We start from the raw sequence: 16,877 nt of genomic DNA, 5'->3' as shown, positions 1-16,877 counted from the left end.
TTAACTAACGCCAGATGAAGTGCTTAAATTCTGTACTAAGCTTGAAAGTACACTGGTTGCAAAGCTGCCGGTCGTTAAAGTAAAACTGAGTACCAAGCTCAGCCCATGATCTGCGTCCTGCCATTTCCAGCTTAATTCTTCAATCGGTAATCTTAGCGCGCGTCGTTGTGCTTTGATATCGCGCTGCTCTAAGCCTGCTGCCAACTGACTTAACAATGGACTTTTCTGTACGATAATATTTTCGATAGTAGCTGCTGCGCCACTGACTTTATCATTACCCACGCCCCATAATACTGCCGTTGGATGAATATCACCGCTGGCAAGTCGCGCTTGCAAAGTGTCGTCCATTACTTCGCTGGCAAATATTGAACCTGAGCCATCCAAATTAAACACTTCACCGGTAAGCCCCGTATTCCAGCTACCATCACGCACCCGCGCTGCTAATATCTCATTAAATATCAAGCTGCGCGCCGCTGATAATTCCATACTGTTTTGTTCACGCGGCGCCTGTTTACGTTTGCCTTTTTTGGGTTGCGGACGACTTTCTGGCGCTGGACGCGCAAATAACGCCAATGCTTCTCTAACATTATTACCGTGACGGCCAAAGCGCTGCGGACCAAAATAATTGGGCACGCCCGTTATGCTGATATGGGCCAAATGCTGCTCGACGGTATCCTTGTTGCTTTTGTTAGACGGCGTCGTCTCTGTGCCCGCAAACTGGATGTCACGCAAGGTAATGATAAATTGATTGGCTCTATGCGTACCACGATTGAGTTTTTTATTATGCCACTCCTGCGCAAGGATGGTGAGCGATTCATTGGCGCCAATATCTACTGGAGCAAATTCAGACTCAGGTAATTGCTTTTTTGGTAGGCGCAGGCTAAACCACTGTGTCGTCAGCGCATGACGGTCTTTTAGTCCCGAGTAACCGACATCACGCAGTGGAATTTCTGCCCACTCGGACAGCAGTTTAGCTAGATAGGCGGTATTCATACCGAGCTTTTCGATATGCAGCCATAAGTGTTCACCTTCGCCTGTAAAGTCGAGCGGCAATATCTCATTGACCACAAAATCTGTGGCATGGGCTTTATAGGTCGCTTGTTTTAAAGGCGACTGCGTCGGCTGTGGTAATTTGGATGTATCAGTGGCGGCGGTAATATCGATATTTGAGATATCAAAGGTTTTATCAGTCAAAGGTTTGTTATTAGGAGAATCGTTATTAAATGAGTCGTTAGCAAAATCGTCTTGAGAAGTCATAAAAGGTATCTTTTGTATTGATAAAAAGTGGTAAGAGCAAAACGTTAAAGAGGGAATAAAGGTAAGTTTACGTTTTGCAACGCAGTCAGTATATAAAAAAATGGCGTCTGGCAATGGGTCTTGCTAGTATCAAAGTATCTGGCAAGACATCTGGTTTTTTAATCACGTATTTTGGGCGTTAATATTTTATTTAAAATGCCGATAAAAAATACGTTTGCAGCAGGAAATAATAAATTTTAATAATAACCGTTAAGGATAACTATGACCAGCTCAACTATCAAAACCGTCACGATCGATAAAGCCGATATCCCTAATGGCGGCATGAAATCGTTCAAGCAAGACGATGACAGCATCATTTTAGTCACCCGCGATGATAATATGTTCTACGCTTTCGATGGAAAGTGCCCTCACGCTGGGGCTGATTTGGGCGCTGGTGTGCGCTGTGGCAATCGAGTGATTTGTCCTTGGCATCATGGAACGTTTGATAGCACGGACGGCTCATTATTAGAGCCGGTTGCCGCTGACGGCTTAACCCAGTATCAGCTTACTGACAATGGCGACAGCTTGAGTGTCAATACCAGCAAAACTATAGATCACAGTACCATCAATGACAAACTTGACGACACTCATACCGTGATCGTAGGTAGTGGCGCGGCTGGATTTATGACCGCGCTCCGCCTTCGTAAGCTCGGCTATGGCGGCAAAATCACCATCATTAGCGAAGATGACAAAGCCCCTTATGATAGAACATTATTGTCCAAAGCCTTTTTGTCAGGTGATGCAGATGAGAAAAAACTCATGCTCGGCGGCAGTGACTGGGCAGAAAATCACAATATAAACTTGCAGTTAAAAACCACTGTCAGCGAGGTGAGGCCCAATGAAAACGTCCTGACCGTCAAAAAAGATACGGGCGATAATGAGACCATCCGCCCTGACTTTTTAGTCGTGGCGACGGGCGCCGAGCCGGTCATTCCACCGATTGAGGGGGCTCAGCAAAACGGCGTCTATACCCTTCGCAGTTTAGACGATGCTAAAGCGATGAAAGCAGCAAGTGTGGATAAGCGTGTGATCATCGTTGGCACCGGATTTATCGGAATGGAGGTCGCCTCAGCGCTTGCAAAAGCAGGTCGTGTTGCTAGCGTTACCGTGATAGGTCGAGAGTCTCGTGTCATGAGTCATATCATTTCAGAGTCAGTCAGCGCTGCGCTCATTAACCGTCACCAAGACCGAGGTGTGACCTTTGTCCTTAATGCTTCAGTCGGCAAAATCAATGGCGATGATAAAGGGGTGAACGGTGTGACCCTTGCAAGTGGCGATCGCATAGACGCTGATATGGTCATTCTTGGTACGGGCGTGTCACCGCGAACGGATGTACTCAGCGACGTCAACGATCCTGATGGCGTGCAAGTTGATAATCATCTACAACTGCGCGACGGTGTTTATGCACTCGGCGATATTGCCAAAGCGCCTAATCAAATGGGACGACTGCGCATTGAGCATTGGCGCGTGGCGCTACAGCATGGCCTTGTAACCGCGGCAGCGATAGTGGGAGCAGACGATGTCAATGACAACGCCGAGCGTGTGCCATTTTTTTGGACGATGCAATGTGACAAAAGTATGCGCTATAGCGGTCATGCAGCCACGACTGATCATAGTATTTTGCGAGGCGATCTACAGCAGTTCAATTATATCGAGTTTTATTTTGATGATGAAGGCGAGAACACGCGAGCCAGTGCTGCTAGTGGGGTTGGTCATGATAAAGAAATGGCTGCCTTTGGCGAGCTACTACGCCGAGGTCACGCGCCAACGCGCGCGCAAATCAATGCTGGGTTTGATATTATCGAGCAAGCCCATGCGTTATCGCGCTAGTAGTAAAAACGGATACGTATTATTATAAAGGCTGGCTTGGTTATCCGAGCCAGCTTTTTATATGACTTATAAGCTATGAACGGAAAAGGAAAACCGATGCTATGAATAAAGACCACATTACTAAAGAAGCCTTAAACAAAACAACCGTATTTTTACGTCAAGCTGAAGTAAGTGATATCGACGCGCTCGAGCAATTGCTCAATCGCTGTTATCGGCAAGCGGCAGGCTGGACCAATGAAGCAGATTTGGTCGGCGGTATTCGCACCACCAAGGACGAGCTATTGGCTGTCATTAATGACCCCAAGCATTACGTTTTTATTTATCCAAAAACCACGACAGGTGAGCGTGACGGAAAAGAAACAGGTGAGCTATTAGGCTGTATCGCGGTCGATATAAAAGACGAAGTTACTACAAATCAGCGTGCTGGTAATCAAAAAGCGTATATCGGTATGTTTGCCGTCTTGCCTGAGCTACAAGGGCATGGCGTCGGTCATCAGATACTGCAGGCAGCTGAGACATTTGCGCAGCGGCATTTACAAGCAAATATCCAAGCGTCTGTACAAAATCCCGCGCGTTTAACGATGTCTATTTTAAGTCATCGACCAGAGCTCTTGGCATATTATCAGCGCCGCGGTTATCAGTTAAATGGCAATAGCATGCCGTTTCCCATCGATGGCAATAATGGCGAACCTAAACGCCAAGATTTAGAGTTGTTAGAATTAGAAAAACTTGTAAGCTAATTATCAATCAATCAGTTTTCTTAAACTAATGGCCATTAACCCCAAAAACTGCCAAAGGTCATAAACAATCCGACACTTAATAGGAGAAATGCCACGATAATTAAACGCTTAAACCAGTTAAAACCGAGCAGGCGCGTGGCATTATCATTGGACATCAAATAAGCAAACAGGCCGATTAGGCTGGCGACCAAGGTCATGATGCCAAGACCAATCGGTAATATAGAAAAATACATCTGCCACACAAGCATCTCGCAACGGTGATTATTAAACGCATCATAGCAGTATCATGATTGTGCTGTCTGCATTATCTGCCTCTTACGTTTGAAAAACGTTATCAGCATAACAGGAGGTCAAAGTGGGAAAGTTTAAAAAATTGACGTTACTCCTCCTATATATACTATTTTTTGTCACCTACTCTAAAGCACCTCCCGACAGTACGGTTGCGCGCTTGATTGCAGCACAATATAAAGAAGGTATCAAGATAATGCAGGCTGCCAAGGCGAACGCTGGCAATGACAAAATGGCACAAGATATAAGCAGTCTAATGGAGCGCATGATGCCAACGTTTGAACGCGTCGAGAATATAGACTGTAACCGCGTCAAGGGTAACCGTACTTTTAGCTGTACCGCTGATATCACCCAAAAGATTGCGGGAAATAGCAGAACTAATAAAACCATATTTAACGTTTATCAAGTCAATGGAGAATGGACGCTGGATAAGTAACCGCTTTGATAAATGAAGATATTTATATGAAAAACGCAAAATGCCTTAATGGCTAGTAATAAAAAAGGCTACCTTATTAAAGGTAGCCTTTTACTTATATTATCTGGTCCATAAAAACTAGCGCATGGTCACAAATTCTTCTGAGCCCGTTGGATGAATAGCGACCGTATTATCAAAGTCAGCTTTCGTCGCGCCCATTTTTATCGCTACCGCAAAGCCCTGAATCATCTCATCGACGCCGTAGCCAATGCCGTGTAAGCCAATGACCTTTTCTTCTTCACCTAAACACACCAGTTTCATCACGCACTTTTGACGGTGCTGCGTGACCGCACTATACATAGAGGTAAAGGTCGATTTATAGCATTTGATATTTTCTTTGCCATGCTGCTCAACGGCATCAATCTCAGACAAGCCGATGGTGCCGATAGCGGGGTGGGTAAAAATCACTGTCGGTATCAAGTCATAACTGAGATGCTCATTGGTTTTATCATTAAATAAGCGCTCTGAAAGCCTGCGACCGGCAGCGATAGCCACTGGCGTCAAATCAATGCTGTTTTCGATGATATCGCCGACCGCATAAATACCTTTGACATTGGTGTTTTGAAATTTATCAACTTTGATTTTGCCAAATTCAGTGGTCTCAACGCCGGTCACTTGCAAGTTGATATTGTCGGTTGAGGGCGCACGTCCAATCGCCCAAATCAAACAATCTACCGTATCAAGGCTACCATCTGCGGTACATAAGGTCAGGCTACCATCTTCATTTTTATGAATCTCAGTGAGTGTGGTATTAGTATGCAACTGAATACCGTCTTGCTCCATCTCTATCAGCAAGGTTTCAACGATAGTATGGTCAAATGAGCGTAGCGGCGAATGTTGACGCACATACTGGTGCACCTCAGCACCGAGGCTATTGAGCACGCCAGCGATTTCGACAGCGATATAGCCAGCGCCAACGATAGCAACCCGTTTTGGCATTTCATTTAACGCAAAAAATCCATCAGAATCGATGCCGTATTCTGCGCCTTTGATGTCGGGGAGAATCGGATGACCGCCTGTCGCGATTAAGATATGGTCGGCGGTAATCAGCTCGCCATTGACTTCGACGGTATTGGTATCGACAAATGTAGCAAAGCCTTTTATCACTTCAACACCATTTTTCGCCAGATTATTATCATAAGAGCGGTGAATGTTTTCGATATATTGTTGGCGGCTATGGACCAGTTTTTGAAAGTCAAAACCTTTGACCTCGACGTCAAAACCATAATCGGGTGCATATTTTTCGATGGCTTCGGCCACTTGCGCGCCGTACCACATGACCTTTTTGGGTACGCAGCCCAAGTTGACGCAGGTGCCGCCTAATTGGTTGGCTTCGATAATGGCGCATTTTTTGCCATAGCTTGCAGCGCGGTTAATTGATGCAATGCCGCCGCTACCGCCGCCAATGGAAATATAATCATAATGTTTGGTCATTGTTATGTCTCTTGATTTGGTTTTTATTAGCAAGGTTGTGAAATTGGTATTTATAGGGAGTAGGGTAAATATTAGCCTTTTTAACCCTACAAAAAGTATGCTTGATGATACCATGAAGTGTGACTGGTTTTAATAAGGAAAACTCATGCATATCGTTATCTTAACCCTGACTTTCGCGCTACCTGGCTGTAGCTCACTCAAAGAAAAACGCCAACGGATGGGCGGCTTGCACGCACGCTTTGGCAATAACCCAAGCGTTGCGGTCTGTGAGAGCGGCGAGCGTGATCGGCATGATGCCAGCGAATGGACGTTTGTGATCGTTGGACTTTCTAAACGTGAGGTGGAGTCGCAATGCAGCCAAATCGAAGAGAAAATAGAGCGGACGGTAGATGCGCGGGTGATGAATGTTGAGAGGGAGTTTATTTAGGTTTGGGGTAATTTGACAGCTAACCAGTTGGCTTCAAGTATGAAGACTAATACTTGTCCAACCTACAGGCTAGATACAAAACAGTATTTACTTGAGGCGTTCTATAACACTTTTTGAAATAGAAATCCAATTTAAATAGTCTTCTTCACAGATTGATAGTTCACTTTCATGCGCAGCTAAATTTCTTAATTTCCTAAGTTCAAGTATCAAATTAGCTAGATATTTTGGAATCTTATTATTATCTAACAAGTATTTAATCGTGTTGTGAGTGTTATGAAACCCATGTCTATCATCGAGGTTTTTAATTAAAGCCTCAATTTCTTTCCATGTTTCAATTATCACGTAGGTTTTAGGTAAATCATGATCTGGATTAAACTGTTTTTCTAAGGTTTCAAGAGGATAGGCTATAGTAACTCCATAGTTAATAGCATCTTTTGTTATATCTTCAATTTTGCTCTCAAGTTCAATTTTAAAATCTTTTATTTCGGCTGACTTTAAGCGACTAATTAATGACTTAATTTCTTTTCTGAAAATAAAAAATATTGAAAATACTACTATAGTCAATTCCACCTAAAAGTGTTATAAACTAATTATCAAACCCAATTGTTATTATAAAGACCATGACTTACTCACTAGATTTTCGCAAACAGGTACTAAAAAGTATAGATGACGGTATGACCTTTGCCGAGGCAGCTGAGTTTTACAATCTGAGCCCAACCACCATACAAAACTGGAAGCGGCGTGTTCATAGTAAAACAACCAGGCAAACCAAACCTTATAAAATACCAGATGATGTGCTACTTAATGATGTCAAAGAGTATCCCGATGATTACCAGTATGAGCGAGCTCGTCGCTTAAACTGTAGTAAAACAGGCATTTATCATGCCCTAAAGCGCCTAGGCATCAGTCAAAAAAAAGACCTTAGAGCATCCAAAAGCCTGTCCGATCAAAAGAGCGATATACCACAGTAAGCTTAATAGCTTTAGGCAGCAAGGCTATCCCATCGTTTATATGGACGAAAGCGGTTTTGAGCACGAGACCATTCGCTCTCATGGTTATGCACCGATTGGTAAGCCTTGTATCGATAGCTACAACTGGCAAGGTAAAAAGCGAACCAACGTTATCGGTGCTCTCTATGAAAAGATGCTGTTTGCACTAGATTACTTTAAGCACAACATTAACAGCAGCATATTCTACGAATGGTGCAAACAAACCCTAATCCCAAGTCTTAAAACCAAATGCGTGATTGTGATGGATAATGCCAGATTTCATAAGAGTAAGCGTATTCAAAAGCTACTGAATAGGCATGGTCACCGTATTCTATGGCTGCCACCGTACAGCCCTGATTTGAACCCTATTGAAAAGAAATGGGCACAAGTAAAGTTTCTACGCCAAGGCTGGATGGAGAATAATTTATCCAAGTTGTTTTATGATGTTTGTCCTAACCATAACAATTTTATTTTGAACTGACTATATAGGCCAGATAGTACTACCTATTGTTTCAACTAATAGCTTTAAATAATCAATAATTTAATTCTTCTTATTATATATTGTAGGTAGTTTTAATTAAATATAGCTATGTTACGATACATATTTAAACTAAATTCTAGTTGAAGAGTTGTTCATAGCGAGATAATGCTTATATGAGCTAAGAACGTTGTAGTGACGATACTTGGAAATGATTTTAAAGATAGTAATAATGGCTTGTGCTAAGTTATTATCTTCTAGACTGAAAGATAATAACAAACATTAAAATACGATACAAACTACATATCTTACCCAACAAAAAAAGCCACCCCCTAAAGAGTAGCCTTTTATAAATAATTATCTAAATACTATCAACTCACTTCTTTCATTTTTTGTTTAAGCATCGGCTTTAAGAACTCGCCAGTATATGAGCCTTTCACTTCCGCTACTTCCTCAGGCGTGCCTTCCGCAATGATCATACCGCCACCTTTGCCGCCTTCAGGGCCAAGATCAATCACCCAATCAGCCGTTTTGATAACGTCAAGATTGTGCTCGATGACCACGATGGTATTACCTTTATCGCGTAGGGTGTGGAGGATATGCAGCAGCTTATCGATATCATGGAAATGCAAGCCAGTGGTTGGCTCATCCAAGATATATAGCGTCTGTCCGGTATCACGTTTGGCAAGCTCACGCGCCAGTTTGACCCGTTGCGCTTCACCGCCTGATAGCGTTGGCGCAGACTGTCCAAGACGAATATAGCTCAGACCTACGTCCATCAGCGCTTGCAGGCGACGATGAATCGCTGGAATCGCTGAGAAGAATTCAGTCGCATCCTCAACCGTCATATCAAGCACATCAGCGATATTTTTGCCTTTATAGTGAATCTCTAACGTCTCGCGGTTATAGCGTTTACCATGACAGGTATCACACGGCACATACATATCAGGTAAGAAATGCATCTCAACTTTGATAAGGCCATCGCCTTGACACATCTCACAGCGACCGCCTTTGACGTTAAAGCTAAAGCGTCCGGCTTTATAACCACGCGCGCGCGCTTCTTGGGTTTGGGCAAACATCTCACGCACTGGCGTAAATACACCGGTATAGGTTGCAGGGTTTGAGCGCGGCGTACGGCCAATCGGGCTTTGATCGATATCAACCATTTTATCCAAATGCTCAAGACCGCTGATACTGTCATGCTTATCAGCGATAAGCGTTGAAGCATTGTTTAACTGGGTGGCAGCGATAGGCATTAAGGTGCGGTTAATCAAGGTCGATTTACCAGAACCAGAAACCCCTGTGATACAAGTCATAATGCCAATCGGCAAGCTCAAATCGACATTTTTTAAGTTGTTGCCTGTTGCGCCTTTTAGCTCAATCGACATCGGTACTTGTTTGGGCTTGGCTTTACCTTTTGCTTCAACTTCGATGGTTTTGGCTTTATGACGAATACTTGGAATCTCGATTCGTTTCTCACCAGACATATACTGCCCTGTGAGCGAGCCTTTGGTTGCCATAATGTCATCGACCGACCCTTGGGCAATGATATGACCGCCATGAACGCCCGCGCCGACACCGATATCAATCACGTGATCGGCTTGGCGAATGGCATCTTCATCGTGCTCGACGACCAGTACCGTATTGCCCAAATCGCGTAAACGCGTGAGGGTTTTAAGCAAGCGATCATTATCGCGTTGATGCAGGCCGATTGATGGCTCATCGAGGACATACATGACGCCCATCAGCCCCGCACCGATTTGGCTGGCAAGACGAATACGCTGCGCTTCACCGCCTGATAGCGTTTCAGCAGAGCGGGCAAGGGTCAAATAATCAAGCCCGACACTGACAAGGAAGTTAAGACGTTCATTAATTTCTTTAAAGATTTTTTCGGCAACTTCACCTTTATGACCGCCAATCTTGAGCGTTTTATAATAGTCAGCAGCATCACCGATAGACAGCTTAACGATTTGGGCAATGGTTTGATCGTCTACGCGCACATTGCGTGATATTTCATTGAGACGCGCGCCATCACAGACGTTACAGGTGGTGTCGGCTAAATATTTCGCCAACTCGTCACGTACTAGGTTGCTTTGGGTTTTGGCATAACGACGCTCTAAATACGGTAGCACGCCTTCAAACGGCACAGTTTTATTGGTTTTACGTCCGCGCTCATCAGTAAAATTAAAGGTCAGTTTCTCTTTACCCGAGCCATGCATGATGATATCTTGCTGCGCTTTTGGCAGGTCTTGCCATGGCGTATCCATGTCGATTTTAAAATGATGACAAACGGTCGATAGCAAACCAAAGTAATAGGCGTGCCGCTTATCCCAGCCATTAATCGCCCCTTGATTGAGCGATTTTTCATGATGAGTAATCAGCTTTTCTGCAGAGAAATACTGACGTTTACCGAGACCGTCACAACTTGGGCAAGCACCATAAGGGTTATTAAAACTAAACATCCGCGGCTCAAGCTCAGAAACTGCGCGATCACAAACAGGGCAAGAATGCTTGGCTGACATGACTTGATTTTCGTCACCGCCTTCTTTTGGATTGCCATCCATAAAGTGCAGCGTGACTAGACCTTGACCTAAGCGTAGGGCGGTCTCTAAACTTTCAGCAACACGGTTACCCAAGTCATCACGGACTTTAAAGCGGTCAACCACCACTTCAATCGTATGCTTTTTCTTTTTATCGAGCGTCGGTAGCTCATCGGTATCATAAACATCACCGTCGACGCGAACGCGGACAAAGCCTTGCCCAATTAACTGCTCAAGTAGCACTGTATGCTCGCCTTTACGCTCACGAATCACCGGCGCCAGTATCATAAGCTTGGTATCTTCTGGCAATGCCATGACTTGATCGACCATTTCAGTCACCGACTGTGCAACCATTGGCTCGCCATGCTCAGGGCAATAAGGCGTCCCGATACGCGCATAAAGCAGACGCAAGTAATCATAAATCTCGGTAATCGTCCCAACGGTCGAGCGCGGGTTATGGTTGGTCGATTTTTGCTCGATAGCAATCGCTGGCGACAAGCCTTCGATACTATCAACTTCTGGCTTTTCCATCTGTGAGAGGAACTGACGCGCATACGCCGATAAGCTTTCGACATAACGGCGCTGGCCTTCGGCATAAAGCGTATCAAACGCCAAGGATGACTTACCAGAACCTGATAAACCGGTAATTACCACGAATTTATCGCGTGGAATGTCTAAATCGATGTTTTTTAGATTGTGCGTACGTGCGCCGCGTATTGCAATATGGTCATGTGCCATCGTTGATAGGTTTCCTATTTGCTAATGGTATATAAAATCTAAACGTTAAATATAGTTAATGAAAGGGCTGTTAAAAGCATATTTGGTTGTTAAGTTGCTATGGCTTTATAAAAGTCTGCCGTTATCACGGAGTTTTCTTAATAAAACAACAGTTATAAAATGGTTCTTTACAAACTAATAGTTTTTATAAAGCGCCAGTGATAAAGGTTTATATAAGCGTAACGTTCAAAGCTAACTTAAGTCTTAACCTTAAAATCAATAAAATAATCTAAATGAAATGTTTGTTAACTAACATAAGTGCTTTGTTATAGATCGAATCCAGCTTTGTTTTTTAGTTTTGTTTTTCCGCATAGTTTGCGAAAAAATGTCTGTTTTGAATATTGTTAGTTGTAAGTACTGCTTGTTTAAGTATTGGTTGTTTATGTCATGCTACTTTAGATTTTATTATTTTAAATATCGTATTTCTTAAAAGCTTGGCTGCTTTAAAAGTTACTATACTTGCTATATATATCTATCATTAAAATCAGTCTAAGAACAGCCCTACGGTCAAGGCAAGTATCTTGTCAACGTCTTACTTTATTGTCATGGCAGCGGCATTATTCAAGGTGTAATGAGCCATTAGATGCACTTGGTAACAAAATTATCGCCTCCATAAAAAGCGCAAGTAAAGGCTCACCGTGCGGCTGCGGCAGTAAGATAAAAGTTTCGGCAAGCAAACGGCGAATGACTTATACTAGTGGGCTTAATTTGTAGGCTAACGCCTTGATAAAGGCGTGATAATACCAGCAAGCCGCAGTGATAAACCAGCAATGATGAACCAGTGAGGCAAGTATGAATAGCGTAGAAAAACGGGCAATTATTGGGGTCGGTGGTATCTTCGCCTTACGGATGATTGGCCTGTTTATGATTGTGCCCGTGTTTTCGGTGTATGGTGATAATTATGCGCACGCAACGCCATTTCTGATTGGTTTGGCGGTCGGTATTTATGGGCTCGGGCAAGCGATTTTTCAGATACCAATGAGCCTTGCCGCGGATAAGTTTCCGCGTAAGCCAATTATCTTTTTGGGTCTGATATTATTTGCTATTGGCGGTATCATCGCTGCCAATGCCACTGATATCTACGAGGTTATTATTGGGCGAGCGCTGGCAGGCAGTGGCGCGGTATCGGCGGTATTGATGGCACTACTTGCTGATGTGACGCGTGAAGAGATGCGCACCAAAGCGATGGCGACCATGGGTTTGACCATTGCTACCTCTATTATGCTGGCCTTTGCCTTTGGGCCTTTATTGGTCGGCTCGCTTGGTATCTCAGGGCTGTTTTGGCTCACCGCTGGTTTTGCTGTTTTAGCGATGTTGCTATTATTGTTAGTACCGACGCCGCTACGGGTGCTTAAGCACAATCTCGATAACAAGTCGATTGGTCAGCAATTGGCTGATGTGCTAAAAATTGGCGATTTAAATCGTTTGCATATCGGTATTTTTGCCCTGCATTTAACCATGACGGCTATCTTTGTTATCTTGCCGCATCAACTCAGTGAAGTACTGGGTTTATCGGTACGTCAGCAGGGTTTGGTTTATTTACCGTTATTATTTATTGGTTTTGCCGTAGCGATACCCTTTATTATTATTGCTGAAAAGAAACGCAAAATGCGCCAAGTATTTTTGGCAGCGATTGCCTTAATGACCGCGGCTCTGGCATTATTAGCACTTGGTAGTCAGGTCGGGGTTGGTATTATTCTAGGCTTATTGCTGTACTTTATGGGCTTTAATTTACTCGAAGCGACCATTCCCTCATGGATATCGAAGCGTGCGCCCGTTGCCAATAAAGCAACGGCGATGGGGCTAAACTCATCAAGTCAGTTCTTTGGTGCTTTTGTTGGCGGGGCGATGGGCGGTTTATTATTGACCCAGTCAAATCTGTTGGCATGGGGTATATTGGCCGTTATTATGGGCGCGGCATTGCTGCTGATTATTCCGATTACTGATCCACCGTATTTATCAAGCACCACGGTGACCATTCCCAAAGATATTAATATCCAAGACTGGTCACGGCAAATGCTGGCGGTAGACGGCGTTGATGAGCTGGTCGTGATGGCAAAAGAGCAGGTCGCTTATTTAAAATTGGATAAAACGCAATTGACAGATTCTGCACGACAAGAGCTGTCGCATTTAGCCCAAAGCCCCCTAGATATTTAACAGAAAAATGGTTAAAGTGAAGTCATATTACTGCTAGTATTCATACTCTATATTAGATACTCGATTAAAGCTGGCAAACAAATTATTTATAAGTAAAAGGACGATATTATGCGCGGAGTTAATAAAGTTATCATCATTGGTAACCTTGGAGCAGACCCCGAGGCTCGCCAATTTAGTAATGGCGGTAGCGTGACCAACATTTCGGTTGCCACCTCAGAGCAGTGGACTGACAAGCAAAGCGGTGAAAAAAGAGAAGCGACGGAATGGCATCGCATTTCATTGTTTAACCGTCTAGGCGAAATCGCAGCACAATATTTGCGCAAAGGCAGTAAGGTTTATATCGAAGGTAGCTTGCGTACGCGTAAATACCAAGATCCTAACGGCCAAGACCGTTATATTACCGAGATTCGTGCTGAGCAAATGCAAATGCTCGATGGTGCGACTGGCGGTAGTAATGATGGCGGCGGCTTTGGTGGTGCTCAAGGCTCGAATCAATATCAGAATCAGGGCAGCGGTTTTGCTGGTCAGAACCAAAACCAAAGTGGCCAAAATAACTTTAACCAACAGGGAAATAACCAACAAGGTGGTTATAACCAAGGCGGCGCTCAGGGTAGCAACCAAAACAGCTTTAATAATCAAAATGTGCCTGCACAGCAGAACCAATTTAATAAACCTGCTCAAACAAAACCGACGGCAATGCCTGACGGTCCGGTAGATGACGATATTCCTTTTTAGGATACGTAATCTAATAATGTTGAATGAATCAGAGAAAAGAGCTTACTTTTAGAGGCTCTTTTTTTTATATGATAAATTCTATTTAATATAAAAGTTTATTTTCTCAAAAATAATTATTTGCTTGCTGATATTTATTATTAAATACCCCACTCTCAACTTATTTTTCTAAGGTATTGGTTTACTTAGTTTTTAAAATTTCAGTTAAAACAATTAGAATTTTAAATTCTATAAAAATCAAAAGCCTACGATAAGTTGAGATTGGCGTTATTAAATATCAATCAATACTTGTAGCGGTTTATATTTTTGTTTATATTACTGCTACTTACGATTTTTATTACGCATAAGTTTTTAGTAAAAATCCAACTCGGTTATAACCTTAATATAAAAGTGGAGTTTACGATGAACAAAAATAACGTCATAGATTTAAATAGTTTAAACGTTGATGAGCTACGTGCGATTACTGAAAATGCGCAGCAATTGATTGAAGAAAAACAGCATCAGCGTTTATATGACGCCTATATGCAGTTTGAAAAAATCGCTGAAGAAAGCGATGCCAGCATCGAAGAAATTCTACAAGCGGGCGAGAAGCTGGAGAAAAAACGCAGCATTAAATATCGCAATACCGATAATAATGAAGAAACTTGGACTGGACGCGGACGCAAACCGACTTGGTTGGTAGATGCACTAGCGTCAGGTCGCAAGCTTGAGGATTTTGCCATTTAGCCATTTAAAAACTCTTGGTTAAAGGCTTATTCTATTCTGCTTTCATGTATTATTAATTATGATGGTTTTATAAAATAAGTTGCTAGATAAAAGCCAGTCTCTTTATCGCCACTATTTTGGTGCAAAGATACTGGCTTTTTTTTCTGTCATCTGTACGCCATTGTTTGCTATGATAATGACGTTTTTGTCTTCTATAAGAGTTAGCTAACCGTGCCTCACGTTTCCACGTCGTCTCACAAGCGTCCCCGCAAGCTCTGGTGGCTACTTGGCTTTATATTATTTGCGCTATTTGCCGTGTTGCAAATGCCTGCCGCGTGGCTGCTTGAAAAATATGCCCCTGATACGCCGTATGTACAACATGTGTCTGGCAACTTATGGCAGGGCTCAGCGATTTGGCAGCTACCTGTGTCAGCAACACCGCTTACCGGTGCTGCTGAGTGGTCGTGGCAGCCATGGCATCTACTATTAGGCAAATTAGGCGCAGAGGTCGATATCAGCTCAGAGCAGACCCGCTTAAATGGTCAGGTGAAAGTAGGCACCAGCTCATGGCAAATTCAAAACATGAGCGGTAAGATTGCCCCTGAAACTTTATCAAATGTGGTCGATTGGCAGCTGCCTAATACCCCCATTCAGGTCAATAACGTTTCATTAAAACGTCAATCTGCTAAAAATTCTGAAGCAGGCAATTCAGATAGAAACGCCGCCGGTTTTAGTGAGGCCAGTGGTCAGTTAACGTGGGTTGGTGGCGAAGTCGGTTATCCTAGCGGTGGTAAGGTTTTTTATCTCACCATGCCTGCGCTGCGAGCTGAGCTCAGTGCCGAGCAAAAAAATAATAAAAATCTGCTGCATGTCAATCTTATCAACAATCAAGATAAGCGCTTGGGCGATTTGTATATCGATGGCGATAATATGCTAGATGTGAGCTTAACCCAGCGTTTACTAGAAAATATGCCAGAATATAAAGGGCAAGCTCCGCAAGACACGCCTGTGGTCAGTGTGCGCCAGCCATTGCTTAGTGGCTTAGGGGCGCGCTAGATGATGAATGTTGCCGATGTATCTAGCCGTTTAAAACCTGTTATTAATACCCTCAATCGCTTTGCAGCAGCACTATTGCTATTAGCGATTATTTGGCTATGCTGGAGTGCTGCGCGTTTACTCTGGTTGCTGCTAGCTGCGCCATTAGCGCCTACCTTACCGCTTGCTCCTTTACAGAGTACAGCGAACACCAGTACAGATCATAGTGGTTTATTTGCCATTTTTGCGGACCCTGATCCTACCGCTGCGCCCGTACAACCGCCGCCCAATGTTTTGTTAAAAGGTGTACTTATCGCCATACCAGAGAGTCTGTCTTCGGCGATGCTGGACGTCAATGGCGAAGTAAAAAATTACCGTATCGGTGACACTTTAAAAGACAGTGACTATACGCTGGTCGCCGTCGATTGGAATGAAGTCATTATCGCCGATGCTTACGATAAAGAAGTCGTCATCAGAATGCCAGAAGCCATGCCGCTTGATCAAAGTGCCATGCTGGCGGGTGCGGTGGGCAATCAGCGTTTGCCCGATAATAGTATGTTGCCAAACCTGTCTAATGCGCCAATGTCCGAGCAAGGCAACCCTGAAACTGAGCAAAATGGCCAAGAAAATGGTCAGGCAACCGATCAAAGCGCGCCGCAGTCGCCAATTGATGAAGCCGTTACCGAATTACAGTCAAACCCAGCCAGTTATTTAAGTCGGATGGGAGTGATGGCATCTGGAGAAAGCTATCAGGTCACCGCCGCCATGCCAGCCAAACTGCGTAACCGTTTAGGGCTAGAGCCGGGCGATAAGGTACTAACTGTTAATGGTCAAAGCGTTGGCAGCAATCCCGGCCAAGATGCCAGTATACTGCAGCAAGTCAAACAATCTGGCGAAGCGCAAATAGAAGTACAGCGCGGCGATCAAGTTATCACCATTCGCCAGCAGTTTTAGTTAAAAAGTTCATCGGTTAA

General features: G+C 43.8%; 16 protein-coding genes. 11 read left to right on the top strand and 5 right to left on the bottom strand.

What is annotated here, in order from left to right; genetic code table 11:
- Positions 1–1,257, bottom strand: a complete 1,257-nt coding sequence (gene truD, locus AB8P72_RS10530; RefSeq protein WP_193031552.1) for a tRNA pseudouridine(13) synthase TruD — start codon at positions 1,255–1,257, stop codon at positions 1–3.
- Positions 1,258–1,518: 261 nt separating this feature from the next.
- Here truD and AB8P72_RS10525 point away from each other — a divergent pair, with 261 nt between their 5' ends.
- On the top strand, positions 1,519–3,126 hold the full coding sequence (locus AB8P72_RS10525) for an FAD-dependent oxidoreductase (protein ID WP_369957739.1): 1,608 nt from the start codon (positions 1,519–1,521) through the stop codon (positions 3,124–3,126).
- Positions 3,127–3,227: 101 nt separating this feature from the next.
- Positions 3,228–3,866, top strand: a complete 639-nt coding sequence (locus tag AB8P72_RS10520; protein ID WP_068403917.1) for a GNAT family N-acetyltransferase — start codon at positions 3,228–3,230, stop codon at positions 3,864–3,866.
- Between the two features lie 35 nt (positions 3,867–3,901).
- On the opposite strand, the gene AB8P72_RS10515 is transcribed toward AB8P72_RS10520, so the two are convergent.
- Complete coding sequence (locus tag AB8P72_RS10515; protein WP_068403915.1) at positions 3,902–4,114, bottom strand: hypothetical protein; 213 nt, start codon at positions 4,112–4,114, stop codon at positions 3,902–3,904.
- Between the two features lie 107 nt (positions 4,115–4,221).
- Here AB8P72_RS10515 and AB8P72_RS10510 point away from each other — a divergent pair, with 107 nt between their 5' ends.
- Positions 4,222–4,590: a hypothetical protein gene (locus AB8P72_RS10510; protein ID WP_227514913.1), complete on the top strand. Its 369-nt coding sequence runs from the start codon at positions 4,222–4,224 to the stop codon at positions 4,588–4,590.
- 117 nt (positions 4,591–4,707) lie between these two features.
- Here the strand turns inward: AB8P72_RS10510 and gorA are convergent, their stop codons facing one another.
- A complete protein-coding gene (gorA, locus tag AB8P72_RS10505) occupies positions 4,708–6,063 on the bottom strand; it encodes a glutathione-disulfide reductase (RefSeq protein WP_068403913.1) in 1,356 nt (451 codons plus the stop codon).
- Positions 6,064–6,208: 145 nt separating this feature from the next.
- Between gorA and AB8P72_RS10500 the strand changes: the two genes are divergently transcribed.
- Entirely contained in the window at positions 6,209–6,490 is a 282-nt protein-coding gene (locus tag AB8P72_RS10500) for a DUF503 domain-containing protein (RefSeq protein ID WP_305935823.1), read from the top strand.
- A gap of 87 nt (positions 6,491–6,577) precedes the next feature.
- On the opposite strand, the gene AB8P72_RS10495 is transcribed toward AB8P72_RS10500, so the two are convergent.
- Positions 6,578–7,054, bottom strand: a complete 477-nt coding sequence (locus AB8P72_RS10495) for a DUF4145 domain-containing protein (protein ID WP_369957738.1) — start codon at positions 7,052–7,054, stop codon at positions 6,578–6,580.
- Between the two features lie 56 nt (positions 7,055–7,110).
- On the opposite strand from AB8P72_RS10495, the gene AB8P72_RS10490 reads away from it, so the two are divergent.
- Together AB8P72_RS10490 and AB8P72_RS10485 are read left to right on the top strand one after the other, a co-directional pair.
- Entirely contained in the window at positions 7,111–7,461 is a 351-nt protein-coding gene (locus tag AB8P72_RS10490; protein WP_068406597.1) for an IS630 transposase-related protein, read from the top strand.
- The gene (locus AB8P72_RS10485; RefSeq protein ID WP_369958291.1) at positions 7,436–7,960 is read left to right on the top strand and encodes an IS630 family transposase; all 525 of its coding nucleotides are present in this window, start codon (positions 7,436–7,438) and stop codon (positions 7,958–7,960) included. The genes AB8P72_RS10490 and AB8P72_RS10485 overlap by 26 nt, the downstream gene beginning before the upstream one ends.
- 368 nt (positions 7,961–8,328) lie before the next feature.
- Here AB8P72_RS10485 and uvrA read toward each other — a convergent pair whose 3' ends face one another.
- The gene (gene uvrA, locus AB8P72_RS10480; protein ID WP_305935560.1) at positions 8,329–11,235 is read right to left on the bottom strand and encodes an excinuclease ABC subunit UvrA; all 2,907 of its coding nucleotides are present in this window, start codon (positions 11,233–11,235) and stop codon (positions 8,329–8,331) included.
- A gap of 831 nt (positions 11,236–12,066) precedes the next feature.
- On the opposite strand from uvrA, the gene AB8P72_RS10475 reads away from it, so the two are divergent.
- The 5 genes from AB8P72_RS10475 (at position 12,067) to AB8P72_RS10455 (ending at position 16,857) form a co-directional block, all read left to right on the top strand.
- Positions 12,067–13,431 carry an MFS transporter gene (locus tag AB8P72_RS10475; protein WP_193031262.1) on the top strand — a complete coding sequence of 455 codons (1,365 nt, stop codon included), beginning with the start codon at positions 12,067–12,069 and terminating at the stop codon, positions 13,429–13,431.
- Between the two features lie 108 nt (positions 13,432–13,539).
- Complete coding sequence (gene ssb, locus AB8P72_RS10470) at positions 13,540–14,166, top strand: single-stranded DNA-binding protein (RefSeq protein ID WP_193031264.1); 627 nt, start codon at positions 13,540–13,542, stop codon at positions 14,164–14,166.
- A 399-nt stretch (positions 14,167–14,565) separates the two neighbouring features.
- Positions 14,566–14,889 (top strand): H-NS family nucleoid-associated regulatory protein, encoded by a 324-nt coding sequence (locus AB8P72_RS10465; protein ID WP_068403902.1) that lies wholly within the window; start codon positions 14,566–14,568, stop codon positions 14,887–14,889.
- A 210-nt stretch (positions 14,890–15,099) separates the two neighbouring features.
- On the top strand, positions 15,100–15,924 hold the full coding sequence (gene gspN, locus AB8P72_RS10460; RefSeq protein ID WP_068403900.1) for a type II secretion system protein N: 825 nt from the start codon (positions 15,100–15,102) through the stop codon (positions 15,922–15,924).
- A complete protein-coding gene (locus AB8P72_RS10455) occupies positions 15,925–16,857 on the top strand; it encodes a type II secretion system protein N (protein ID WP_068403897.1) in 933 nt (310 codons plus the stop codon).
- Positions 16,858–16,877 lie beyond the last annotated feature (20 nt).

This window comes from Psychrobacter sp. CLB018 (genome assembly GCF_041222815.1).
GTDB lineage: Bacteria > Pseudomonadota > Gammaproteobacteria > Pseudomonadales > Moraxellaceae > Psychrobacter > Psychrobacter faecalis.
Note: the sequence above shows the minus strand (reverse complement) of the source record. Positions and strands in the feature narration are given on the sequence as shown.

Excerpts from the sequence above, each read along its gene's own strand:
- ssb (WP_193031264.1), top strand. The coding sequence starts at position 13,540 with ATGCGCGGAGTTAATAAAGTTATCATCATTGGTAACCTTGGAGCAGAC.
- uvrA (WP_305935560.1), bottom strand. The coding sequence starts at position 11,235 with ATGGCACATGACCATATTGCAATACGCGGCGCACGTACGCACAATCTA.
- gorA (WP_068403913.1), bottom strand. The coding sequence starts at position 6,063 with ATGACCAAACATTATGATTATATTTCCATTGGCGGCGGTAGCGGCGGC.
- AB8P72_RS10490 (WP_068406597.1), top strand. The coding sequence starts at position 7,111 with ATGACTTACTCACTAGATTTTCGCAAACAGGTACTAAAAAGTATAGAT.
- AB8P72_RS10465 (WP_068403902.1), top strand. The coding sequence starts at position 14,566 with ATGAACAAAAATAACGTCATAGATTTAAATAGTTTAAACGTTGATGAG.
- AB8P72_RS10520 (WP_068403917.1), top strand. The coding sequence starts at position 3,228 with ATGAATAAAGACCACATTACTAAAGAAGCCTTAAACAAAACAACCGTA.
- AB8P72_RS10475 (WP_193031262.1), top strand. The coding sequence starts at position 12,067 with ATGAATAGCGTAGAAAAACGGGCAATTATTGGGGTCGGTGGTATCTTC.
- AB8P72_RS10525 (WP_369957739.1), top strand. The coding sequence starts at position 1,519 with ATGACCAGCTCAACTATCAAAACCGTCACGATCGATAAAGCCGATATC.
- AB8P72_RS10515 (WP_068403915.1), bottom strand. The coding sequence starts at position 4,114 with ATGCTTGTGTGGCAGATGTATTTTTCTATATTACCGATTGGTCTTGGC.
- AB8P72_RS10455 (WP_068403897.1), top strand. The coding sequence starts at position 15,925 with ATGATGAATGTTGCCGATGTATCTAGCCGTTTAAAACCTGTTATTAAT.
- AB8P72_RS10500 (WP_305935823.1), top strand. The coding sequence starts at position 6,209 with ATGCATATCGTTATCTTAACCCTGACTTTCGCGCTACCTGGCTGTAGC.
- truD (WP_193031552.1), bottom strand. The coding sequence starts at position 1,257 with ATGACTTCTCAAGACGATTTTGCTAACGACTCATTTAATAACGATTCT.